Source organism: Enterococcus sp. AZ089, assembly GCF_050547225.1.
GTDB lineage: Bacteria > Bacillota > Bacilli > Lactobacillales > Enterococcaceae > Enterococcus_D > Enterococcus_D entomosocium.
Map to the genome: position 1 here is coordinate 112,234 of NZ_CP172954.1, position 23,486 is coordinate 135,719.

General features: G+C 46.1%; 27 protein-coding genes. 23 read left to right on the forward strand and 4 right to left on the reverse strand.

All coding sequences use genetic code 11. The features are described 5' to 3' along the window. Window positions 1-636, reverse strand: coding sequence for a helix-turn-helix transcriptional regulator (locus IGJ01_RS00500; protein WP_005232817.1), 636 nt, complete (start codon window positions 634-636; stop codon window positions 1-3). A 190-nt stretch (window positions 637-826) separates the two neighbouring features. Here IGJ01_RS00500 and ppdK point away from each other — a divergent pair, with 190 nt between their 5' ends. Then, window positions 827-3,460 (forward strand): pyruvate, phosphate dikinase, encoded by a 2,634-nt coding sequence (gene ppdK / locus IGJ01_RS00505; protein WP_430601292.1) that lies wholly within the window; start codon window positions 827-829, stop codon window positions 3,458-3,460. An 82-nt stretch (window positions 3,461-3,542) separates the two neighbouring features. Here ppdK and IGJ01_RS00510 read toward each other — a convergent pair whose 3' ends face one another. Further along, window positions 3,543-3,935 carry a YbaN family protein gene (locus IGJ01_RS00510; protein WP_005232815.1) on the reverse strand — a complete coding sequence of 131 codons (393 nt, stop codon included), beginning with the start codon at window positions 3,933-3,935 and terminating at the stop codon, window positions 3,543-3,545. 172 nt (window positions 3,936-4,107) lie between these two features. Here IGJ01_RS00510 and IGJ01_RS00515 point away from each other — a divergent pair, with 172 nt between their 5' ends. From IGJ01_RS00515 to IGJ01_RS00525, 3 genes are all read left to right on the forward strand, one after another. Continuing rightward, window positions 4,108-4,917, forward strand: a complete 810-nt coding sequence (locus tag IGJ01_RS00515) for an aldo/keto reductase family protein (protein ID WP_005232814.1) — start codon at window positions 4,108-4,110, stop codon at window positions 4,915-4,917. A gap of 283 nt (window positions 4,918-5,200) precedes the next feature. After that, on the forward strand, window positions 5,201-7,246 hold the full coding sequence (locus tag IGJ01_RS00520) for a methyl-accepting chemotaxis protein (RefSeq protein ID WP_016611618.1): 2,046 nt from the start codon (window positions 5,201-5,203) through the stop codon (window positions 7,244-7,246). Window positions 7,247-7,519: 273 nt separating this feature from the next. Next, window positions 7,520-7,729: a hypothetical protein gene (locus tag IGJ01_RS00525; protein ID WP_005226572.1), complete on the forward strand. Its 210-nt coding sequence runs from the start codon at window positions 7,520-7,522 to the stop codon at window positions 7,727-7,729. A gap of 33 nt (window positions 7,730-7,762) precedes the next feature. Here the strand turns inward: IGJ01_RS00525 and IGJ01_RS00530 are convergent, their stop codons facing one another. Together IGJ01_RS00530 and motA are read right to left on the reverse strand one after the other, a co-directional pair. Then, window positions 7,763-8,533 (reverse strand): OmpA/MotB family protein, encoded by a 771-nt coding sequence (locus IGJ01_RS00530; RefSeq protein ID WP_005232811.1) that lies wholly within the window; start codon window positions 8,531-8,533, stop codon window positions 7,763-7,765. A 13-nt stretch (window positions 8,534-8,546) separates the two neighbouring features. Continuing rightward, window positions 8,547-9,311 carry a flagellar motor stator protein MotA gene (motA, locus tag IGJ01_RS00535; RefSeq protein WP_005232810.1) on the reverse strand — a complete coding sequence of 255 codons (765 nt, stop codon included), beginning with the start codon at window positions 9,309-9,311 and terminating at the stop codon, window positions 8,547-8,549. Window positions 9,312-9,931: 620 nt separating this feature from the next. Between motA and flgB the strand changes: the two genes are divergently transcribed. The 19 genes from flgB (at window position 9,932) to IGJ01_RS00630 (ending at window position 23,476) form a co-directional block, all read left to right on the forward strand. After that, complete coding sequence (gene flgB / locus IGJ01_RS00540; protein WP_034872092.1) at window positions 9,932-10,291, forward strand: flagellar basal body rod protein FlgB; 360 nt, start codon at window positions 9,932-9,934, stop codon at window positions 10,289-10,291. Between the two features lie 21 nt (window positions 10,292-10,312). Beyond that, a complete protein-coding gene (gene flgC / locus IGJ01_RS00545) occupies window positions 10,313-10,729 on the forward strand; it encodes a flagellar basal body rod protein FlgC (RefSeq protein WP_005232807.1) in 417 nt (138 codons plus the stop codon). A 7-nt stretch (window positions 10,730-10,736) separates the two neighbouring features. After that, window positions 10,737-11,060 (forward strand): flagellar hook-basal body complex protein FliE, encoded by a 324-nt coding sequence (gene fliE / locus IGJ01_RS00550; protein WP_016619528.1) that lies wholly within the window; start codon window positions 10,737-10,739, stop codon window positions 11,058-11,060. Between the two features lie 27 nt (window positions 11,061-11,087). After that, on the forward strand, window positions 11,088-12,710 hold the full coding sequence (gene fliF / locus IGJ01_RS00555) for a flagellar basal-body MS-ring/collar protein FliF (RefSeq protein WP_430601622.1): 1,623 nt from the start codon (window positions 11,088-11,090) through the stop codon (window positions 12,708-12,710). Between the two features lie 10 nt (window positions 12,711-12,720). Next, entirely contained in the window at window positions 12,721-13,725 is a 1,005-nt protein-coding gene (fliG, locus tag IGJ01_RS00560) for a flagellar motor switch protein FliG (protein ID WP_005226586.1), read from the forward strand. Then, on the forward strand, window positions 13,709-14,467 hold the full coding sequence (locus IGJ01_RS00565; protein ID WP_008376626.1) for a hypothetical protein: 759 nt from the start codon (window positions 13,709-13,711) through the stop codon (window positions 14,465-14,467). Before fliG ends, IGJ01_RS00565 begins: the two co-directional genes overlap by 17 nt. Continuing rightward, window positions 14,464-15,816, forward strand: coding sequence for a flagellar protein export ATPase FliI (gene fliI / locus IGJ01_RS00570; RefSeq protein WP_244732837.1), 1,353 nt, complete (start codon window positions 14,464-14,466; stop codon window positions 15,814-15,816). The genes IGJ01_RS00565 and fliI overlap by 4 nt, the downstream gene beginning before the upstream one ends. Window positions 15,817-15,838: 22 nt before the next feature. Further along, a complete protein-coding gene (gene fliJ, locus IGJ01_RS00575; RefSeq protein WP_005232789.1) occupies window positions 15,839-16,258 on the forward strand; it encodes a flagellar export protein FliJ in 420 nt (139 codons plus the stop codon). Between the two features lie 64 nt (window positions 16,259-16,322). Continuing rightward, complete coding sequence (locus IGJ01_RS00580) at window positions 16,323-17,660, forward strand: flagellar hook-length control protein FliK (RefSeq protein ID WP_430601293.1); 1,338 nt, start codon at window positions 16,323-16,325, stop codon at window positions 17,658-17,660. A gap of 12 nt (window positions 17,661-17,672) precedes the next feature. Beyond that, complete coding sequence (locus IGJ01_RS00585; protein WP_003129052.1) at window positions 17,673-18,104, forward strand: flagellar hook capping FlgD N-terminal domain-containing protein; 432 nt, start codon at window positions 17,673-17,675, stop codon at window positions 18,102-18,104. Further along, window positions 18,101-18,463: a hypothetical protein gene (locus IGJ01_RS00590; RefSeq protein ID WP_005232787.1), complete on the forward strand. Its 363-nt coding sequence runs from the start codon at window positions 18,101-18,103 to the stop codon at window positions 18,461-18,463. Before IGJ01_RS00585 ends, IGJ01_RS00590 begins: the two co-directional genes overlap by 4 nt. A gap of 78 nt (window positions 18,464-18,541) precedes the next feature. Then, window positions 18,542-19,438 carry a flagellar hook-basal body complex protein gene (locus IGJ01_RS00595; RefSeq protein ID WP_194195022.1) on the forward strand — a complete coding sequence of 299 codons (897 nt, stop codon included), beginning with the start codon at window positions 18,542-18,544 and terminating at the stop codon, window positions 19,436-19,438. A gap of 35 nt (window positions 19,439-19,473) precedes the next feature. Then, entirely contained in the window at window positions 19,474-19,671 is a 198-nt protein-coding gene (locus IGJ01_RS00600; protein ID WP_005226609.1) for a flagellar FlbD family protein, read from the forward strand. An 11-nt stretch (window positions 19,672-19,682) separates the two neighbouring features. Then, complete coding sequence (locus tag IGJ01_RS00605) at window positions 19,683-20,186, forward strand: flagellar basal body-associated FliL family protein (protein WP_005232785.1); 504 nt, start codon at window positions 19,683-19,685, stop codon at window positions 20,184-20,186. Window positions 20,187-20,200: 14 nt separating this feature from the next. Beyond that, window positions 20,201-20,566 carry a flagellar biosynthetic protein FliO gene (locus IGJ01_RS00610; protein ID WP_008376622.1) on the forward strand — a complete coding sequence of 122 codons (366 nt, stop codon included), beginning with the start codon at window positions 20,201-20,203 and terminating at the stop codon, window positions 20,564-20,566. Continuing rightward, a complete protein-coding gene (fliP, locus tag IGJ01_RS00615; protein WP_005232783.1) occupies window positions 20,563-21,327 on the forward strand; it encodes a flagellar type III secretion system pore protein FliP in 765 nt (254 codons plus the stop codon). Before IGJ01_RS00610 ends, fliP begins: the two co-directional genes overlap by 4 nt. A 25-nt stretch (window positions 21,328-21,352) precedes the next feature. Beyond that, a complete protein-coding gene (fliQ, locus tag IGJ01_RS00620; protein WP_005232782.1) occupies window positions 21,353-21,616 on the forward strand; it encodes a flagellar biosynthesis protein FliQ in 264 nt (87 codons plus the stop codon). 12 nt (window positions 21,617-21,628) lie between these two features. Further along, entirely contained in the window at window positions 21,629-22,378 is a 750-nt protein-coding gene (fliR, locus tag IGJ01_RS00625; RefSeq protein WP_430601294.1) for a flagellar biosynthetic protein FliR, read from the forward strand. 30 nt (window positions 22,379-22,408) lie between these two features. Beyond that, window positions 22,409-23,476, forward strand: a complete 1,068-nt coding sequence (locus tag IGJ01_RS00630) for an EscU/YscU/HrcU family type III secretion system export apparatus switch protein (RefSeq protein ID WP_005232780.1) — start codon at window positions 22,409-22,411, stop codon at window positions 23,474-23,476. Window positions 23,477-23,486 lie beyond the last annotated feature (10 nt).

Consider the following 23,486-nt stretch of genomic DNA (forward strand, 5'->3'; position numbering starts at 1 on the left):
CTAAAAGTGTGTGTTGTCACTGTCATTGCCTGCTTGAATAAAGTAATTCATCAGCCGCGTCTTCGTGATTTTGCCGATGACTTTTTTTGGTTCCTGTGGATCGACCACTGGCAAGGTATCGACTTCATGTCGTCCTAACAACGTACCAGCCGTCAAGATCGTTTCTTCCGGTGTGATGGTCACGATGTTTGGCATGCGAGTCATGATCATCGCTACGGGTGTTTTTTCCGGTGCGGCATTGCTGATCGCAAAGCGCAGCAGATCTTTGCGGGAGAGTACCCCAATCAGTTCGTCTTGGTCATTCTTGACATAGAGGGAACCGACATCGTACATAAACAAAGTCGTGACTGCTTCATAAACGGAGACCGTTTGTGAGATCAGCAACGGTGGGATCATGACTTCTGCAACTTTGGTATGATAGAGTTTTTCGAAAAGCAAAGGCTCAACGGTTTGTCCTGTGTAGAAATAGCCGACTTTCGGTCGGGCGTCTAATAAACCGGTCATGGTCAAAATCGATAAGTCATTCCGCAAGGTTGCGCGGCTCAAACCCAACTGCTTCGCAATGGTCTCCCCACTGATCGGCTGATGCTCTTTGACGATCTCAATGATTTTCATTTGTCTTTGGCTTAATTCCAATGTGTCACCTTCTTTCTTTTATGTGCTATGCTATTGATTATATGATTTTCCGAATGAAAAGGCAATCCTACTCTTTTAAAAAGGATAAATCCCTTAAAAGTTTTCTTTTTTTGGCTTGACGATTAAATGTGTCATACTATATACTGCTAATTAATCGAAATAGTATATAACATTTAAAAGGAGGAACATGATGGAAAAAGCAGTCGTATGGTTTTCAGAAGGCACGAAAGAGCAAAAAGCATTATTAGGCGGGAAAGGGGCAAATCTTGCGGAGATGACCAATTTGGGTTTGCCTGTTCCTCAGGGATTTATCGTCCCGGCCACCATTTGCCTGACCTATTTAGAAGAACAGGTTCTTCCTGAGGCGATCATCAAGCAAGTCAAAGCTGCCATCGAAGAATTGGCAGTCCGCAGGAACAAAACATTTGGCGGACTGCACTCGCCGTTATTGGTTTCTGTCCGCAGTGGTGCCAAGTTTTCCATGCCAGGGATGATGGATACGATCTTAAACCTTGGGTTGAATGATGAAACCGTCCAAGGGTTGGCTCAGCAGACGGGGGACCCCGTCTTTGCTTATGATTGTTACCGCCGTTTGATCCAGATGTATGGGGATGTGGTGAAAGGTGTAGCAAAAGAACACTTTGAAGCCTATTTGACAGATTATAAGAAACGGCAGAATTATGTGTCAGACCAAATGATGACCGGCAATGACTGGCAAATGATCTGCCGCGTGTTTCAAAGTATTTATATGGAACATACCCAAGAAGCGTTTCCCCAAGACCCGTTTCAGCAATTATTGGCAGCCATCACGGCAGTTTTTCGCTCATGGAATAACCCACGGGCTAAGACCTACCGTTCCCTCCATCGGATCCCTGACGATCTAGGGACTGCCGTAACGATTCAAGAAATGGTTTTTGGCAACAGCGGGATTAATAGTGGGACGGGTGTCGCCTTCACCCGCAATCCAGCAACCGGGGAACCGGGACTTTTCGGCGAATTTCTAGTGTGTGCTCAAGGGGAAGATGTGGTTGCTGGCATTCGTACACCACAACCGATCCAAGCGTTGGCGCAACAACATCCTGTGATTTATCAGGAACTAAAGCAACTGGCTGAGGGGTTGGAGGATCACTATCAAGACATGCAAGACATTGAATTTACCATCGATGACGGCCAGTTGTTTGTCTTGCAAACAAGAAACGGCAAACGAACCGCCGCTGCGGCAGCGCAAATTGCAACGGATATGGTCGCAGAAGGTCGGATCACCATCAGGCAAGCCTTAGACCGAATCACACCAGAAATGATCGATCAATTGTTGCACCCGTTATTTGCCCCCGAAGCCTTGCAGCAAGCCGAAGCTTTTGCGCAGGGCTTGCCGGCTAGTCCAGGGGCAGCTTCAGGACATGTCTATTTCACTGCAGAGGCGGCGGAAAAAGCCAGCCGCACAGGAGAAAAAGTCCTGCTGTTGCGGCAGGAAACCTCACCTGAAGATATTGAAGGCATGGTGGTGAGTGAAGCGATCATTACCGCTCGTGGGGGGATGACTTCTCATGCGGCGGTGGTCGCCCGTGGTCTGGGGGTCTGCTGTGTGGTAGGGTGCGAGGCATTAAGTGTCGATGCATTTTTGAAACAGGCCCGCTGCGGCGAGCTGCTGATTGAAGAAGGTGACGTACTTTCCGTAGACGGCAGCACTGGCAAACTGTATCAAGGGCAGCTGCCTATGACCAGTGTACAGGAGCGGGTTTTGATGGATCAGCTTTTGACGTGGGCACAAGCCCAGGCAGATCTAAAGGTTTACGCAAATGCGGAAACGAAAAATGACATTGAGGCTGCGCTGGCCTTTGGTGCAGCGGGCATCGGCTTAGCACGGACGGAGCATATGTTTTTTGGGGAAGCGCGTTTGTGGAAAATGCGGGAAGTCATCTTGGCAGAAACGAAGGCGGAACGATTGGCGGCTTTGGCTGAGATCAAGGCTTATCAAAAAGCCGATTTCCAAGAAATGCTGCAGGCCGCGCAAGGAAAGAAATGCACGATTCGGTTATTAGATCCACCACTCCATGAATTCTTGCCCCATGAGCATGAACGCCTTGAGATGGCCCGCCGCAGTAAAAAATCATTGGCAGTGATCGAGCGGCGAATTGACGAACTGCAAGAGGTCAATCCTATGATGGGGCATCGCGGCAGCCGTTTAGGACTCAGCTATCCAGAAATTTATGAAATGCAAACAGCGGCGATTTGTGAAGCGGCTGTGGAGTTGCGGCAGCAAGGAGTCGAGGTAGAGGCGGCGATCTTATTGCCCCTGATCAGTTTGCCCGCAGAGCTGCAGGTGTTGAAAGAGACGTTGACACAGGTGATCGCTCAAGCAGAAGCAACCCTTCAGCAACCGTTGCACATCGAGATCGGGATGATGATCGAGACGCCTAGAGCGTGCTTGATTGCTGGGGAGTGTGCTGAAGAGGCGGCGTTCTTTAGTTTTGGTACCAATGACTTGACCCAAATGACCTTTGGCTTTTCGCGGGATGATGCCGGCAGCTTTATTCAAGCCTATTTGCAGTCGGGGATCTTACAAGAAGATCCTTACCAGCACTTAGATCAGGTAGGTGTTGGCGCGTTGATGCGTCAAGCGATCGCCGGCGTAAGAGATCGTCAGCCAGAGCACTCGATCGGTGTTTGTGGCGAAGTCGGCAGCGATCCCTATTCTATTGCATTTTTGCGAGAGATCGGCATCGACTATGTTTCTTGTTCCCCATACCGGATCCCTGCTGCTTGGTTAGCGATCGCCCAATCAGCCCCCATTATCGAAGAGGCGTCAGTGAGCACCCGCTAAAATAGGAGAAAAAAATACACCGCAGTCCACTAGCAAGGTTCACTTGCTTGGTGGATTACGGTGTGTACGTACAATTTTGTCCTTACAGGGGCTGATCCGTTTTTTGGATCGCAGGTTTGCGTCCTTTTAAATACCAAGTGATCCCAATGACATGGGCGAGGTAGATGGCAGCGAGGACGAAACGTACCAGCAGATTGGGGATCAGCAGTGCAGGAATTGCAAAGACTACCAGCATCATGGCAAACATCCGAACCATTGCCTTGGTGCTCAGCTGTTTTTGTACGAGTGGTTTTTCAATGTATTTTTGATAATTCTCTGATTGAACCAAGCGTTGATAATAGGTATCGGAACTCCGCAGCCAGAAATAAGCCGTCAGCAAGTAAAAGACGGTTGTAGGTAAGAAAGGCAAGAAGATTCCTAAAGTACCTAAACCGAATGTCAGTGATCCACAAAGAAAAAACAGTGTTTTTTTCAAAAGTAACCCTCCTTATTTGGGTGTTTCGTATCTTACCCTCAGTATAACGGAGGAGGGGCTGCTTGAACATGCGTTTTGTGCTTTTCCCCGTTTTTTAGCGGCAATAAGAGTTTTTCTTCCCCTTACTCCTGCTTTTTTGATAGACTAGAAACAACACAAAGGGGGAAGCAGCATGGAAACGATTGAATTGAATACCGGCATTCAGATTCCAGTGATCGGCAGCGGGACGAATACATTTGGGAAAGAAAACCGAGAATACCAAGGTGCGATCAATGATGATACGACAGAGCTATTGACTGCCATCAAGCTTGGGTATCGGCATTTTGATACGGCGATTTCTTACCGCAACGAAGCCGTGGTTGGCAAAGCCATCAAGGAAAGCGGGATTGACCGCAGCGAATTTTTCCTGACTTCTAAGATTCCTGGCAAACCAGAGCATACGCAAGATGCAGCTGCCGTGAAAGCGTCTGTCGAAGCGAGTTTAGCAGCCTTGCAGACGGAATCGATCGATCTTTATTTGATCCATCATCCGTGGGACAACTTGGCAGAGATCGCCGCTGTCTGGGCGGTTCTTGAGGCTTATGTCGATAAAGGAGTCTTAAAAGCGATCGGGGTGTCCAATTTCCAAGAAGAAGAACTCAGCTATTTATTGGCAAACAGTCGGATCAAACCAGCGGTCAATCAGATCGAATCGCATCCAGGCAAGTGGAATGATGCGATCATCTCGTATTCCTTAGACAATCAGGTAGTTCCAGAAGCCTGGGGTCCGCTTTCCCGGATTTCGGAAGCGGCACGGGAAACCTTGACCCAAATCGGGGAAGCGCATCAAAAAACCTGGAGCCAAGTGGTCTTGCGTTACCAAATCGAGCGTGGGGTGATCGTGATTCCGAAATCCCATTCAGAAAAACATCAAGCCGAAAATTTAGCGCTCTTTGATTTCGCTTTGACGGCGGAAGAAAAAGCCGTCATCAAAGAATTATAGGCAATAGAAGCGGTCCTATTAAAGGGACCCTACAGCCAGTGCGGAAACTTCCGTACTGGCTATTTTTATGCAGTCGCAACGCTCCTTGATGACTGAGGAGCTTTTCTATTCGTTACAACAGCAACTGTAAGCCTTAGCAAAAAAGAAAATGCGCTTGCAGCCGTTTCTGACAATGAATCCTCTTAAATATTCAAAGAAATGACCGATTATCCTTACTAAGGGTCGTCTACGGACGAGTCTTCAGTGGATCGTGTGAAATTGGAAATGAAGGAGTGGCACAGTTGTGAAAAAAAGAAAAAAGACGATAGGAATTTATGTGATGATCACCTTGATGCTGGTTGCGGGGATCCCGATCATTGTCATGCTGACAAGTTCCTATTTAACCACCAAGAACTTATTGATTGAACGAAATGATTTGAACAAAGAAAGTGCCGTCAATTTGATCTTGGCGGAAGAAAAGAGTTTGCGCCGATCGACGGAAAGCAAATTGAAATCAATGGCTGAACTGCCAGCGATGAAAACAGAATTCAGCATGGGACGTATCCGTTCAGATCTTTCTTTAGCGATTGCTGGGAGCAACAGCTTCTTAGCAGTAACTTTTGGGACAGAAGATGATGAGTATGTGACCTTCAATCCCTTACCGGATGATTACAAGCCTACAATTCGGCCGTGGTACAAAGGGGCCGTGAAAGCCGAAGGAGAAGTGTATTGGACAGCACCTTATTTAGATACGGTGTCGAATCAATTTGTGACGTCGGCTTCGATCCGGGTCAAAAATTCCCATAATCAAGTGGGGGTTTTAAGCGTCGATGTTTCCTATGAAAGCATTCAAAACATCTTGTCTTCCTTTACCGTAGGGCGGACTGGGAATGTCACCTTAGTTTCAGAATCTGGGGTCATCGTGACCTCAAAAAATACCAAGCAAATCGGTAAGAATATCAAAGAAGAAGAAGTGTTCCAAAAAATCAAAGACGCCAAAGATCCGACAGGCATGGTTGGCTTAGGCGACTCGAATAAAGTCAATGATGTGTTGTATGACAAGTCTGCTGATTCCAATGTTTGGGCGTACTCCGAAGTCAAAGCTAGTGATCTAGACAAAGAGTTAGGGGCGTTAGTCCGCACCACGATTATCGTTACGATCTTGATGCTGCTCTTTGTAGGACTGGTTTCGTATGCCGCGATCAAAGTAGTCGCAGCGATCATCGATTGCTTCAATCGCTACTTTAGAAAAGTCGGTGAAGGCAAACTAGAGAAGATGAGCAAAACCAAACGAGCCAAAGGCGAAAAATGGACATGGGATCAACTGGCACGCCGAGTTGTATATCCAGACAAAGCAGGCAATGAGATCCAGCAAATGGCGGACAATTACAATGTGATGATCGAAGGCACGGGTGCATTGATCCAAAAAGTACAAAAAGAAAGCAACAGTGTCGCAGGAATGTCGGATTCTTTATTAGAATTGTCAAAACAAACCAATATTGCGACAGAAGAAGTCTCTCAAACCATTACGGGGATAGCTGAAGTGACCGGTGCTCAAGCCCAAGAAACAGAATACAGCGTGTCACAAATGCAAAATCTGTCGCAAGTCGTGAAAGAATTACGAGAAAATGTTGGCGGCATGAGCAGCAAGTCGCAAGAATCTACGAAGATCAATCAAGAAAACTTAACGATCATGGATCAAGTCGATGACAGTTGGCGACAAGAGTTGGCACAGATGGAGCGCTTGATGTCGAATATGACGGGAATGAATGATAGTATCCAAAACATCAACTCGATCATCGGGGTCATCAACGATATTTCTTACCAAACCAACTTGCTAGCCTTGAATGCATCAATCGAAGCCGCAAGTGCTGGCGAGTCTGGCAAAGGCTTTGCCGTCGTGGCTGCTGAGATCCGTAAATTGGCGGAACAAAGCAAAGCTTCTACCAAAGAGATCGAAGCGATCATTGAAGAAATTCGTGAGCAGTCTAGTCAAATGGTCAAACAAACGTCGGCGTCTGTCAAAGGCGGCGTTCGCCAAACCAACTTGATCAAAGAAGCGATCTCATCTTCAAAAGAAGTTTTCCAACGCAGTAGCTATATGATCGAAGGCATCCATCATATTGAAGCAGCCAGTGCCCGTATCGAAAATATTCAAAACAGTGTACTGGAAAACTTAGAAAACATTTCCGCATCAACGGAAGAAAATGCCGCTGGCACACAAGAAGTTTCCGCAAATGCAGAAGAAGTCTTGGCAACCATGGATGAATTTACCAACCATGTGGCCGACCTCAGAGACATTGCAGAAGAGTTGAAGCGATTGACCAATCGGTTTGAAGTGGAAAAATAAATGATTGACTAGCGAAAGCTGATCATACCCCCCATTACCAATAAATTCGTTGGTAACGGGGGTTTTTTGATGTGTATGGTTAAATCAGAATTGTCCAACTACAAAAAAAGAAGGTCAGTTAGGAAACCGTAGGGTGAGGCATGAAGCATCTGTTATAATGAGAAGAAGCAACCAATGGCTGTCGACTTTTGCCAAGCAGCAACATCAGACAGGTGAACTGTGATTGCTCATTAAGAAAGCGTACACTTTAAGTTGAGAAAAGGAGGGGTACGGTTGCTGAAGATTTTTGGAAAAGAATACCAATTGATTCGTCTCGCCTCTTGGCTGATGCTAGTTATGGGTATCATCATTTTAGGCTTAAAAGGGTTGCTTTTTATGGTTTTTGAGATTCCTTTTATTGACCGTTCCACATTGGTGGGCATTGTCATCATTTGTTACGGCTACTACAATTTATTTATAGATAAAAAAAACGATCGCCTTTGAAAGGGGATCGTTTTTTAGATTGGATAAGGTTTTTTATTGAGCAGCTACCGTTTCAGTCCGCTGAATGATCATCTCCACGCGGCGGTTTTCCGAGCGGCCTTGTGGGGTGTTGTTATCGGCTTTCGGTTCGGTATCGGCAAAGGCTTGGATGGCAGCATTTTTTTCTAAAACGGCGCCTTTGCTGATGAAGTATTCCATAACGGTAATCGCACGAGCGGAACTAAGATCCCAATTAGATTGGTAGCGACCATTGCCTTTTTCCGGTACGTTATCGGTATGCCCGGCGATCACGATTTTGTTGGCTTTTAGTTTTTTCAGTGAGTCCGATAGTAGATCCAGTGACTGACGAGTGGTGTCCGTGATCTCGGCGCTACCAGAGGCAAACAAGATGCTGCTGGCTAGCGTGATATGCAAGCCATCGGATTCCAAGCGGACTTCTGTCTGGTCTTTTAAGCCAGAAGCGGCGAGTTCTTGTGACAGCTGGTCGCTGATTTTTTCTAGCTGCTGATTTTCCAGTTGGGTCCGGACCGCTGCTTCTTGCGCTTGTGCTTCGGCAGAAGTGGCGGCTTTTTTTCGCGGCGTGGTCTCGCCCATATCGATCACTGACCCGATGACGGAGGCGTTGCTGTGGTGGCTGGAAAGGATGGTGCCGAATTCGCTTCGGATTTCTTGAAACTTCTCATCATCGACTTTCGCCATGGCAAACATGACGATGAATAAGGCCAGCAGCAAGGTCAACATATCCGAGTAAGGCAAAAGCCACGCTTCGTCTACATGTTCTTCATGTTTCTTTTTTCGCTTCATGTCGCTTCACCCTTTATAATTGTTCTTGCCGTTTTTTCGGATCGATCAAGCTGTATAATTTTTTCTCAATACTTTTCGGCGATTGTCCGGCTTGGATCGCTAAGACCCCTTCAACGATGATCGACATCATTTGGACTTCTTGCTCCGATTTCAAAGTTAATCGTGAGCTAAAAGGAATGAACAGCACATAACCGAAGAAAATACCATAAAGGGTCGCCACAAAAGCCGCCGAGATCATATGACCCAGTGCTTCTACATCCTCTAAATTGCCTAGCGCCCCTATCAGCCCGATCACGGCTCCTAACACCCCTAAGGTCGGGGAACTCGTGCCGGCGGTTTTAAAAATAGCCGAGCCGATGCGATGCCGTTCTTCGATCCCATAGATCTCATTTTCCATGATTTCTTGGATCTGTTCGGCAGCGATGCCATCCACCACCATTTCCAAGCCCTTTTTTAAAAAAGGATCTTCTAAGTTTTGGATAGCACCTTCAAGAGATAGTAGGCCATCGCGCCGAGCTTGGTTAGCTAATTCAACGATGGTATTGATGGTTGTTTTTAAGTCGTATTCTTTATTTTTCAGCAGAACGCCGAAGATCTTCGGGATTTTTTTGATATCACTGCTGGGAAATGAATTGATAACGGCTGCGATCACACCGACGAAAATGATAATCGCGGCTGCCGGATTGATCAAAACGGCCACATTGGCACCTTTTACAATCATCCCAACCACCACAGATATCAATCCTAAAATAATACCGATCAGCAAGAAAAAATCCATTTGTTGCGTCCTCCTAAATTCTATTTCCAGGTTTTAAACCCTCATTTATTTTATCGGTGAATTAAAATCATTCTTAATAGCAAAAAAAAATAATCCAAAAAATAACTAAAATAAATTTTCTGATTCTCCTTTTTTTGTTCTTTTTTTGACAAGTTTCGTCAAATTGTTGAAATGGTACAGCTTGCAATTTTTGTGAATATTTATAGATGGTACCGTTTTTTTTCGTGAAGCGCTTCTCAGGGTTTGTCATGTCATCAGGCACAAATGAAAATATTTTAATCAATTTTTCGAATAATGCTTGTTTTTTTATCAAAAAACTGATTTTGATCAAAAGGCATAGATATGCTTGTAAAACGCTTTATATCGATCGTTTGCTTTTTATAACTGGGGACGAAATTGCGATGAAACAGTGTTTAACAAATAACATAACACGTCTGTAACTTAAATGTCATATCCGTAAAGTTGCAAAAATCAAATTGTAAAATAAAAATAATTCTACTATAATGACATCACGTCTTCTTGTTTTTTTAATCTATAACAAAAAAATAAATAAAAATATTTGTTTCTGTTCCATCGATGAAAAAAACGTTTGGTACAGAAGGTGGAAGGAGCAATTATTGTTGGATACCTATGATTTATTAAAAACAGCTATGAACGTTTCTGCACAACGCGCAGAATTGATTTCGTCTAATATCGCCAATGTCAACACGGATGGGTACAAAGCAAAACGCATCGTGTTTGAAAGCGAATTAAAGCAGGCACTCGCTTCGTCAGGGACCGACGCTGTAACAGAAGCGTCAGTTTCTCAAGTAAAACCGAAAATCACTGAAAATGCAACTACCAGTATCAAAGACAACGGCAATAACGTGGATCTTGAGGTAGAGATGTTGGATCAAGCAGCCAATGGGTTGTATTACAGTGCATTGACCGCACAAGTCAACGGACGCTTGCAAATGATGAACCTTGTCTTGAGTAATTGATAGAAAGCGCAGGAAAAACAAATGGGTATATTTAACGGACTAACGATCAACGCGAGCGGTCTAGCATTGGAACGGTTAAAACTAGATACGATCTCCAGCAATATCGCAAATGTAAATACAAATCAAACACAAACAACCGCGGCTTATCAAAAAAAGAGTATTCTTTTTTCAGAAAATTTAAAAAATAGTCGTGAAGGAACACCGGCTACATACGGTGTCAAAGTGACGGGGATCGCTGCCGATGAGACGGAAAAACTGACCTATGATCCTACCAATCCCGCTGCCAACGCTGAGGGATATGTCGGTCAATCAAATGTGGATATTGCCGATGAAATGGTGGCAATGTTGCAAGCGGTTCGAACGTACGAAGCCAATGTTTCTGCTTCAGAAATGAATAAAACAATCTTGAAAAAAGCATTAGAAATATCAAAGGGGTAACGAGAAAATGGATGGACTTTTAACGACAGGATTAACAGACTACCAAAACGTTTTGCGGACACTAGGCACGGGGGCTACTTCAAAAGAGACTAGTGTTGTGGGCACCAAGGAAAACCAGTTTTCTTCCTACTTGACCAATGCGGTCGATCAGTTGAATCAAAAAACGGCGGTCATGGATCAAGATACTGTCAATTTGATCACCGGCGATGAAAGCGATCTAGGCAATGTGATGATTCGCATGACGGAGGCGCAATTGGCGCTACAAACAGCCGTTCAAGTACGAAACAAGTGTTTAGAAGCTTACAATGACGTGAAAAATATGCAGTTTTAGCAGTGGGTGAGGGAATAAGAATAAATGATGGATAAAGTGAAAGAATGGACAGAACAACTCAAAGACCGTTGGCAAATGCAAAGCTCTTTAAAGAAAATGATCGTTGTTCTTTCCGTTATCAGCGTTCTCGGAATCACAGCAGCTGTTTATTATTTAAATACGCGAATTGAATACGGTATCTTGTTTACGGATCTAAGCGATGCCGATGCGGGAACGATCAGCAAGGATTTGGATGAACAGCAGATCGCCTACAAATTAGCCGACAATGGGACGACTATTTTGATCGATAAGGACCAAGTCGATGAATACCGCATCAATCTTGCCGTGGACAATAAGTTACCAAATACCAGTACAGGCTTTGAATTATTTGATGATGCCAACATGATGACAACGGATGAAGACCGCAAAATCATGTATCAGCGGGCAGTAACGGGCGAACTACAGCGAGCAATCGAGTCGATCGATGCGGTCAAATCCGCCAAAGTTTTACTCGTGATGCCAGAAGAAAGTGTCTTTTCTTCGGAGGAAAGTGCGCCGACGGCCTCTATCGTGTTGTCCTTGAAAAATCAGCAAATCTCAGACGAGTCCATGCAAGGGATCGTTACCTTGACTTCCGGCGCAGTGGAAAAGCTGAAGCCTGAAAATGTAAAAGTCGTTGATAGCGCGGGCAATACGTTGACTAGAACCGAAGATGAAGCCAGTCAATTAAGTGGCTTAAACAATAAATACATTGCCATCAAAGATTCCTATGAAAAAACGCTAGAAGAAAAAGTAGCGAAGTTGCTGACACCGATCTATGGTGCAGACAAATTCCAAGTGTCGATCAATTTAGACTTGAATTTTGATTCGATCGAGCGGAAGAAAGTCACTTATGATGACCCAGAGATCAAGAGTGAAACAGTGCAGGCTGCTGGTTCGCAAGGGACCGTCCAAGAAGCCCAAACAGGGACTGTGGATGACAATGTCTCCAATGTGACGGGCACGGACGGAGAGGGGAACAATTCCTACAGTCGCTCCGTTGAAAATGAATTGGATACCGAGACCACTACGACCATTACGGCTCCTGGCATGATCGAACGAATGACCAGCTCAATCGTGATCAATGCGAACCTTTCGCAAGCGGATCAAGCAGAATTGCAGCAGTTGATTGCTAGCGCCGTCGGCTATGACAATGATCGTGGCGATCAAATTGCGATCCAAGGGTTTGACTTTGCCCAAGCAGAGGTTGATCCAGCCGCTGATCCTCAAGGGAATGAACAGATTGCAGCTGCCAAAGGTTATGTCAAGTATGCCATCATCGGCGGTATCGTGTTGACCTTGTTCTTGGTGATCTTAATGATCGTTGGCGTGATCCGACGCCGACGCAAAGAAGACGAGTTGGAAGTGGATGTGACGGATGAAATGGTCACTTTTGCACAACCATCCGCTGCTAGCATCGGAGCGAGTAACCCGGTTGCACAAGAAGTCGTTTTTGGCGGTGTCGGTAACCGGTCTGCTGAAACGAAACCAGCGGTGCCAGAAGCATCCACACAAGAAGCCACAGCAGAACATACAGGAGAACCAACATTGGATCAAACGGCTAGAAATTATGCCGAAAGCAATCCTGAAGTAGCGGCGGAATTGATCAAAGCTTGGATGAAAGAAAAATAAGGGGGCAGCCATGGATACAATAGACGGGGTAAAAAAAGCAGCGATTCTTCTGATTTCTCTAGGATCAGATACCTCTGCAAAGATCATGAAGCTGCTGCCAGAATCATTTATACAAAAAGTGAGCTATGAGATCGCCAACATCGACTTTGTCAGTCCCGAAGAGCGGGATCAAGTGTTGGAGGAATTTTCTCATACCGCAACGGCCCGCAAATATGTCTTAGACGGCGGGATCGATTATGCCAAAAATTTGCTGAACCAAGCATTAGGCCCTCAAAAAGCCAAAGAAGTCATTGACGTATTGACTCAGATTCAGCTGCGGGAACGGCCCTTTAATATCGCTCGCAAAGCCGATGTTCAACAGTTGACCAATCTGTTGATCGGCGAACATCCACAAACGGTAGCGTTGATTTTGTGCTACATGCAGCCGGACAAAGCGGCCAGCGTCTTGTCACAGTTTCCCGATCATTTGCAAGTGGAGATCGCTGAACGGATCGGGACGATCTCCAGTACGTCGCCTTTGGTGATCGAACGGATTGAAAAAGTGATCGAGAACAAATTCTCGAATTACATTGAGAACGATACGGAAAATGTCGGTGGTGTGCATACACTGGTAGAAATCTTGAACTCAGTCAGCCGCAGTACTGAAAAGAACATTTTGAACGACTTGGAAAAGCGGCAACCGGAACTATCCAACGAAGTGAAATCAAGCTTGTTTACTTTCGAGGATATCGTGACCCTCGATCGCTTGGATGTTCAAAAAGTCTTGCGAGATGTTCAAAACGATGTCTTAGTCTTAGCGCTTAAAGGCACGACCGACGACATCAAGAACTTTATTTTCTCCAACCTCTCATCACGGGCGGTGGAAAATCTGCAAGAAGAAATTCAATTTATGGGTCCTACCCGCTTGTCTGCTGTAGAAGAAGCCCAACAAAGTGTGGTGGCTGTGATTCGACGGCTAGATGAAACCGGTGAGATCTACATCGGAAGGGGCGACCAAGATGCAGTGGTCAAATAGCAGTTTATTGAAGCAGCAGGCGGTCAAAACGACTGAAGCTGCTCGCAGTATTTTGACGGATACGACCATCAAAGCGCCGATTGAGAAACCGAGCTTAGACCCAGAACTGCAAGCGGCTAGACGTGCACGCCAGTTGGAGCAGGAACGGCATCTGCAGCAAATGGAAGCCTTGAAACAGCAAATCTTGACCGATGCACAAGCGCAAGCGACGCAAATTCTAGCAGAAGCGAGAACGGAAGGCTTTCAAGCAGGACAAGCAGACGGCTTTCAACAAGGCTATCAAGAAGGACTCAATGCCAGCAAAGAAGCCGCGCAAGCATTGATGACACAAGCCCAAGCCAATGTCGCTGAAGCCGTTTCTGAAATCAACACCTTTCGCTCAGAGAAAAAGCAAGAAATGATCGCTTACGGCACGGCAATCGCCGAAGCCTTGATCAATCAACGTTTTACAGACGAGCAAGCAGGCTTCCTGCCTTTTGTGGAGTCTGTGCTATGGCAATTTGAACAACCCGATCAATTTGTGACTATTCGCAGCCAAGAGCAGCACCTTGCAGGGTTGCGAGAATTGTTGGAAACCAAAAAACAGACGATCAGCGGGTTTCGCTATTTACTCATGGCAGATGACGGCTTGGCGGAACACGATTTTTGTATCGAATCTGAAAATGCCTTGGTGGTTTTTGAACTGAGGGAAGAAATCGCTCGCTTTTTGAGCCAATTTTTAGAAAGCAGTGTGAAGGAATGACGTTTGAATTACCGATCACAGCGCTGCGCAAAACAGCGCAAGCACAGCCGTTCTTTACCACTTACGGCAAAGTCAGCGAAGTCGTAGGTCTGCTGATCAAAGTCGAAGGGTTGTCAGTTTTCGTAGGAGAAATTTGTGAAGTCGCACTGCAAAACAAGACACATACAGCTTTAGCCGAAGTCGTGGGCTTTGTGAAAAAAACCGTGCTCCTGATGCCCCTTGATCAGCTAGAAGGCATCGGACCGGGCTGTTTGGTGCGGCCAACTGGCAAATCGTTGACGGTAAAAATCGATGATACGCTACTAGGGCACACCTTAGATGGACTAGGGCGACCGTTAGATATGGCGCTGGATCTGGAAACTGCGTCAGAATATCCAGTTAGTCAAGATTCTCCTGACCCCTTTCGTCGTCAAAAAATCGCTGAGATCATGCCGACAGGTGTCCGGGCGATCGATGGTCTCTTGACCGTCGGCCTTGGCCAACGGATCGGCATTTTTGCTGGCAGTGGGGTCGGTAAGAGTACCTTATTGGGGATGCTGGCTCGTTATTGCGAAGCAGATGTCATCGTAATCGGCTTGATCGGCGAGCGAGGACGAGAAGTCAAAGAATTTATTGAAAATGATCTAGGCCCAGAAGGCTACCGCAAGTCGGTCGTTGTCTGTGCTACCTCCGATATGCCACCCCTTGTACGACTAAAAGGGGCTCATGTGGCAACGGCGATCGCTGAGTATTACCGCGATCAAGGCAAGAAAGTCGTATTGATGATGGATTCGGTGACCCGTTTTGCGATGGCGCAGCGGGAGATCGGTTTATCGACAGGTGAACCACCGACGACCAAAGGCTATACCCCTTCTGTGTTTACAGCTTTACCGAAGTTGTTAGAGCGCAGTGGGATGTCTGACAAAGGCTCGATCACTGCCTTTTATACCGTCTTGGTAGAAGGTGATGACATGAATGAACCGATCGCTGATGCGGTGCGTGGGATTCTTGACGGTCATATTCTGTTGTCACGGAAAATCGCCGCTCAAAACCATTATCCTGCCATCGATATTCAAAACAGCCTCAGCCGTTTGATGAAGACCCTCGTTTCTGAGGAACAGCATGAACATGCGGGGGAACTAAAAGAAAACATGGCCGTTTATGCAGAGGCCAAGGATTTGATCGATATCGGTGCTTACAAAAGCGGCAGTAATGCGTTGACCGACCAAGCGATCGCGTTGCATCACCCCATCCTAAGGTTTTTACAGCAAAAAGTGGATGAGCGGATCCCATTTGAACAAACGATTTTTGAATTGGCGCATTTGTTCAGTGAAGAAGCGCTGATCGAGCGCCAGCGTTCGACCATGTAAAACAGATCATAAAGGAGCAAACATGCAAGCATTTCACTTTTCCTTAGAAAAAGTATTGGATCACCGAAAAACCATTGAGCAAGAAGCCAAACGAGCGTACGCCCAAAAACAGCAATTGTTGATTCAGCAAGAACAGCACCTGAACACGCTGGCACAGGAAAAAGCCCAGCTTTTTGATGTCAATGAAATGACCATTGGGCGGATGCAAGTGCAGCAACGCTATTTGCTTGCTTTGAATGCCACCATCGATGAGGTTCAGAACAAAATGTTTCACGTGAAGCAAGAATTGGCAGAGTCTTTATCGGTAGTGGTAGAAGCGCAGCAGGAACGCAAGATCGTGGAAAAACTGCGAGAAAAACAATTTGCTGAATACACCTATGAACAGCAATTGGAAGAGCAAAAACAATTGGATGAGTTCGGCAATCGCGCCTTATTTTCTTAAAGAACTAATGTTTTAGTGATGAGATGACCTTGGTTTTAAAGCATCAGCTGAGAGGAGGTGAACAATGAAAGAGATCACAACAAGTGCCGCAACCGCTGTACCTGTCGGTAGCAAATCAAAAAAGATGGAGGCGTCACCAGAGGTCTTCAGTTTGATGATGCGACAGCTGACAGTTCAAGCAGGCAGCAACCTGCCAGCCCCTATCGAAACATCAGGGATGACGGAGCAAATCGCCGCCGCACCAGAAATGGGTACGGCCAGCAGTATGGAACATCTGCCGCAGGAGTCAGAAATCACTTCAGCAGCTGAACAATCTGCAACGACGCAAGCGCCAGAAATGAGCCAGATCAGCCAGACACCTTTTGCAGGCTTGGTTCAGGAAGCGGCACAGGCATCAATGGTAACGACGGAGCAGAACCAAACAAGCGCCACAGCAGCTTTAGCACCAATAGACGTAGCCACCACAGTCATCGACCCCTCCGAGTCTACGCTTGAAGGTCTGGATTTGATGACAAATGACAGAAGTGAAGCCGCAGCACCAACGCTTGAAACGCCTTTGCCAGAAGACTTAGTAGGCGAAGAGCAGTCCACGGCAAAAGGGATCGCGACTTTCAAGGAAATCGATTCAGTAACAAAAGCCGCGATTGCGCAGACGACAGAAGCACAGCTGAAACAGTCCACCGAAGGGACCGCTCAATTGGGCCAAACGGGACCATTGGATCAAGTGTCGCCAGTGACCCACCAAGCGACGGATACGACTAGCACCTTGCAAAGCACGAAGGAAACAGTCGCCAAAAATACGGAAGCTGTTTCTGCACAAGCCATTGCTTTTTCGGCAGTAACCGACAATGAAATGGCGACACCAGCACTGCAACTGCTTGATGTTTCTCCCCTTTTGAGCAAGCAAGGACTAGCGCCAACAAAAGCGAGTATGGAGCAAGCGGCTCTGCCCTTAGCAAAAGCGACTGCCCAACTCGTCCAAACGAGCAGCACGTCAAGCGAGAAAAAAATCACGTTGCAATTCGTTCCCGAGAAATTAGGCACGATCCAGCTTTCTCTAGAAACGAATGCCCAAGGCAGCCGCTTAGAACTGACCGTTCAGCAGCCGCAAGCCAAAGAATTATTGCTGTCCATCAAGCATGAGCTAGAGCAAGTTTTGCAAAAGCAAGAGCAGCCGATCCTAGCAATCAAAGAACCTACGTTAGCTTCTGTCCAGCAGGCTGGTCCGCTGTCAAATCAATCCTTTGCCGGCAGTATGATGGCAAGTGACAGTCAGTTAAACCAACAGCGTTTTTTACAGGCTCAAAAAGGACAAAGCAAAAAGCCATTTCATCAAAGCAATACGGTTGAAGAAGAGCAGCAATTAGCACCGATCGATCATGGGATCAGTATTTTAGTGTAAAGGAGGAGACCTATGGCAGATGAAATTACAGCAGCTGCGGCCGGCATTGCCAATACATCGGCATTAACGCAAACAAAAAAATCTTCAGATATCTCCATGGATGATTTTTTGAAGATCTTAGCAGCATCTATGAGCAACCCATCGATGGGAGGCAGCGATTCTTCTGGTGGTGGTAGCACCGACTATATCTCGCAACTGGTTCAATTTACGACCTTAGAGAGCTTGAATGAATTGAGCGAAACGTTGACGACCTCGGTGATTTTACAGCAACAGCAGCAAGCTTTTAGCTTGATCAATAAACAAGTCACTCTGATGGACGGCACAGAAACATTGTCAGGAACCATCGAAAAGGTCCGCTTTGCCAATGGCTACGCCACGATCGTCGTAAATGGCAAAGAATACAGTATGAGTGCGATCCAAGAGATTGGCGGCGAAGCAAAATGAGTTTGACGATTCAACAGGGGCTGCAAAAAGTTGCCGGGGAGCCTTATCAAAATCCCCGCAAAGCCGTGGACAAACAAGCCTTCTCTTCAATGCTTGAACAAAAACAAAATGACATCAAAGTCTCGCACCATGCGCAAAAGCGTTTGACCGCAAGGGAATTGACCTTACAAGACGATGATTACCAATCCCTTTCAACGGCGCTTAGCGAGCTAGCGGAAAAAGGCAGCAAAGAATCACTGCTTGTTTACAAAGATATGGGCTTGATCGCCGATGTCCATTCACGAACCATCATTACGGCGATGGGGATGAATGAGCTTCACACCGTCACCAATATTGACAGCGCCACATTTATCAAATAGCAGCTGGACTGAAAAGGGGCTGCAAGTATTTTCTGAATGACAGAGGAAAATACGCCAACCATAAGGAGGAAAATAAGCATGTTACGATCATTATATTCAGGTGTCAGTGGAATGAAAAATCTTCAAACGAAAATGGACGTGGTTTCAAATAATATCGCCAACGTCAATACGGTTGGGTTCAAATCAAGTCGAGTCCTTTTCCAAGACATGATGAGCCAAACGATGTCTAACGCAACTGCACCAGGCAACGGCTTAGGCGGGATCAATGCAACGCAGATCGGTTTAGGGGTTCAGACGGGCTCCATCGATACCATCAATACAGTCGGTGCCCCGCAATCGACTGGCCGCAGCATGGATTTTTATATCAGCGGACAAGGCTACTTTATGGTACAAGGACCAGGAGCAAATGGCGAAACCTATTACACACGAGATGGCGCATTTGTTCGCGACAGCAACGGAACCTTGACCAATAGTGATGGGATGCAAGTCTTAGGTCGTTCAGTCAATGGCGGTCAACCAGTTGTCTATGATGACAACTTTGATGAAAACACGGCATTGAGCGGACAAGGTGCGGTAGCTCCCTTGTCGATTCCAAGCACACTGACCGTCAATGGGGAAACCTTGACCTATAACTCCATGGCAATCGATGCCAATGGCTTAGTGTTGGCAAAATACGGCAATCAAACCTTTGTGATGGGAAAAGTCGGTGTCGCAACCTTCAATAACCCAGAAGGCTTAGAAAAAGTCGGCGGCAACAACTATATCCAAACCAGCAACTCAGGAAATGCGATCGTTGCAGGCCCCGGCAATAATGGAGCGGGAACGCTGCAAGCAGGTGCCTTGGAAATGTCGAATGTCGATCTTTCGACAGAATTTACCGAAATGATCATTGCGAGCCGTGCCTATCAAGCAAATTCAAGAAGTATTACGACTTCTGATGAAATGCTGCAAGAATTATTGAATCTAAAACGTTAAGAACGTGACGCTTCATCATTGAGAGGAGTTTGACCATGATTCTAGTGACCGCATTGAATGGCAAGCCATTCTATTTAAATCCAACATTGATTTATCGGATCGAAGAAATGCCGGATACATTGATCACACTGACAGACGGCAAAACCTTAGTGGTGACGGAAGCTGCGCAAGAAGTTGCGCAGCGGGTGATCGAGTATCATACGGTGATCCATTCGAACCAAGTGAAAACGTAAGGGTGGGAAAGATGGCAAAAGAAGAAAAAGTACCAAAAGCAGAAAAAGAGAAAAAAGGCTTGAGCATGGTTGTTTTACTGCCGATCCTCTTGATCGTGGTAGTCGGCGGCAGTATCGGCGGAACCTTAGTGACGAATCACTTTTTGACGGGGGAAAAAACAGCAGCTGCTGAAACAGCAAAAGACAGCAGCAAAATCTCCTCAGACGAAGCGATCGTGGCGTTGGATGAATTTTTAGTCAATCTGGCAAAAGAAGACAACCAAGAGCAGCAATACATGAAGGTCAATTTATCGATTTTAGTGGCGGATGAGGAAAAAAGTGCGGAAGCCACGAAAAATGTGGCTGTCATTCGTGACAGCGTCGTAAACTTATTGCGCCAACAAAAGGCCAGCGGTATTTTGAGCTCCGCCGAAAGTGTACCGAATTTAAAAAAAGCATTGAAAGAAACAATTAATCAGGAATACGGATCAGAAATCGCCAAGGATGTTTATGTGACGGATTTAGTGATCCAATAGAAAGAGGCATGTTGATGGAAACATTTTTATCGCTGGTCAAAATGATTGGGTTTTTGCTGCTTATTCTTTATTTGATCAACATTAGTTTGAAATATTTGAATCGTTACACGAACCAGCACAATCACCAGTTGCGTATTTTGCAAAAAATCGCCGTCAGCAAGTCGTCTTCGATCGGGATCGTCCAAATCATGGACAAATGTTACGTCATGAGCTTTTCTGAACAGCAAAATCAGATCATCAAAGAGTTGACGCAAGAAGAAACGGCCGCTTTTTTACAGCAAAGCCTAGAAAGCACCCAAGTGCAAGCTGGCAAAGATTTTTCTGAATGGCTAAACAAAGCCAAGGCGGAAATTGCTGGAAAACGAGGCAAGCAAAAATGAAGATCAAAGGCAGAGATATCAAGATCATGGCTGCGGTCCTTTTCAGCAGTCTGATGCTTCCGCAGACAGCGTTTGCGTTAGACACGGAAGACGTCAGTTCCACCATCAACAATTTATTGTCGAATGGGAATGGCTCAAGTGATACGATCAATACTTTCTTGTTGCTGACGCTGCTTTCCCTTTTACCAGTCTTGCTGATCATGATGACTTCTTTTACTCGTATCATCATGGTTTTATCCTTTGTGCGCAGTTCGTTAGGTACACAGCAAAACCCGCCCAATCAAGTGTTGATCGGGTTGGCCTTATTCTTGACATTTTTTATTATGAAACCTGTGTATACCGACGTCTATCAGCAAGCGATCGAACCGTTTGATCGACAAGAGATCAGCCAAGCCGAAGCCTTTGACCGCTCAGAAAAACGGATCAAGGCCTTTATGATGGTACAGACACGGGAAAAAGACATTGCCTTGTTTGCGGAAGCTGATGGGGAGACCGAAAAGTATCATTCTTCTGACGATGTTCCTCTGACCGTTATGGTACCGGCGTTTATTATCAGTGAGTTACGAACGGCTTTCAGTATCGGCTTTTTGATTTTTATCCCCTTTTTGATCATTGATCTGGTCGTCTCTAGTATCTTGATGTCGATGGGGATGATGATGCTGTCGCCGATCATGATCTCACTGCCCTTCAAGATCTTACTTTTTGTTTTAGTGGATGGCTGGTATCTGATCGTGGAGTCGCTGATCAAGAGCTTTCAATAGCCGCTAAGAAAGGAGCCAAGAGGAAATGACAGTAGAAATGGTACTTGATGTGCTAAGGGAAGCCTTTCTTCGAATTTTAGCGATATCTGGCCCTGCCTTATTGGTCGGCATGCTCGTTGGATTGGTGATCAGTATTTTTCAAGCCACTACCCAAATCCAAGAACAAACGTTGAGCTTTGTGCCGAAACTATTAGCGATTTTTTTGACCTTGATCTTGGCGGGGAATTTTATGCTGAATCTCTTGTTGAATTTTACCGAAATGATCTTCAAAATGATTGCGGCAATGTAAGGAGGAAACCTGATGGCGACGATTCAAGCGACGGTGTTGATTTTTTGTCGAATATTGGCGTTTGTCGTCCTTTGTCCGATCTTCTCACAGCAAAATTTTCCGTCACTGGCAAAAATCGTGATCGGCATGGCGTTGACGGTCCTATGTCTGCCGACGGCACCTGCAATTCCCGAGCTTTCCCTCTTTATGCTGACGGTTTTCGTCATCAAAGAAGTACTGTTTGGGATGGCGATGGGCTATTTGAGCCAGATGGTCTTTACCGGTGTGGAAATTGCGGGCCAATTGATCGACTTTCAAGTAGGCTTTTCGATGGCGCAAGCCTATGATCCGACGTTGCAAATCGCCTCTTCCCAGTATGGCAAAACGTACTATTGGCTGACGATCGCTGTGTTTTTTGGTCTTGATCTGCATCATCGACTGATCACAGCACTGCTGTTGTCTTTTCGGATCGTGCCCTTAGGCTCTGTGGTGATCCAAGGCACGACGGTTGAAGGCATCGTCAAACTTTTCAGCCAAATGATGGTGATGGCAGTCAATCTTGCGGCACCAATGATCATTGCACTACTGTTGGTGGACCTCGTGCTAGGTGTGATCTCTCGTTCGATCCCCCAGATCAATATTTTGATGATGAGTCTCTCGATGAAAACTGCCATCAGTTTTGTGGTGTTTCTCTTGCTATTACCCAATGTCCTTTCGTACTTAGGCAAACACTTGCCAGATACGGTCCGCTACTTGCAGGAGTTTATCGAGTCCTTTCAATAAAGTAACAGGCAACCAGCAGGAGGTGAGAAGATGGCAGAAAAAGATGGCAAAACCGAGCTACCCAGTGCCAAGCGGCTGCGGGATGCCCGCAAACGCGGGGAGGTACCTAAGACCCAGGAATTAGCAGCTGCTGTTTCGCTGCTGGTCTTCTCATTTTTGATCCTGTCTTTATGGCAGTTTTTCGCCGCTTCTTTTTTGCCTTATTTTTCCCAAAGTTTGGCGCAGCTGGCTGATTATCAAACCAGTTTGGCGGATCTGCCAAAACTGGGGGTGCAGAGTATCTTGCTGCTGCTTTTGTTGTGTGCGCCCGTCTTTCTGGTTGCGCTCGGAGTCGGGCTTATCACGAATTATGCCCAAGTCGGTCTGTTGTTTTCCGGCAAGGCCATTAAACCAGATTTTAAAAAGCTGAACCCCATCAGCGGGATCAAGCAGCAATTCAGTTTGCGCTCGTTGATGAATTTAGGCAAAACATTGGCGAAATTCGGCGTGATCGTCTACTTGTGCTATCAACAATTTTTAGCCGCCGTCCCTGTTTTACTGGGTTTGAGTGAAGTGGGGTTGGAAAAAACGATCCTGTTCATGCTGCTGCGGGCCAAAGAATTGTTTTTACAGATCTCGATTTTCTTGATCATTTTAGCCGTAGTCGACTACGGCTACCAGCGCTATAGCCATCGTAAGAACTTGATGATGAGCAAGCAGGAAGTCAAAGAAGAGTTCAAGCAAATGGAAGGTGATCCGCAAGTCAAAGCACAGCGCAAAGCGAAGTACCGTGCGATGACCCAAAATGCCATCGCCAACGTCAAAGAAGCGACGGTTTTGATCACCAATCCGACCCACTTCGCCATTGCGATTCGTTACGATGCCAGCAGTGAAGGGGTGCCTCGGGTCTTGGCCAAAGGGGCAGATCAGCTGGCGCAGCGGATGAAAGCAGAAGCCCTGAAAGAAAATATCCCACAGATCGAAAACCGTGAAGTGGCACGGGCCCTTTATCGTCAAGTAGAACCCGGGGATCTGATCCCTGTTGAAATGTATGAAGCCATTGCCGAAATCATCGCTTTGGTCTATCAGTTAGAAGAAAGCCAACGCGGCAAGATTTAAGGAAACAGGA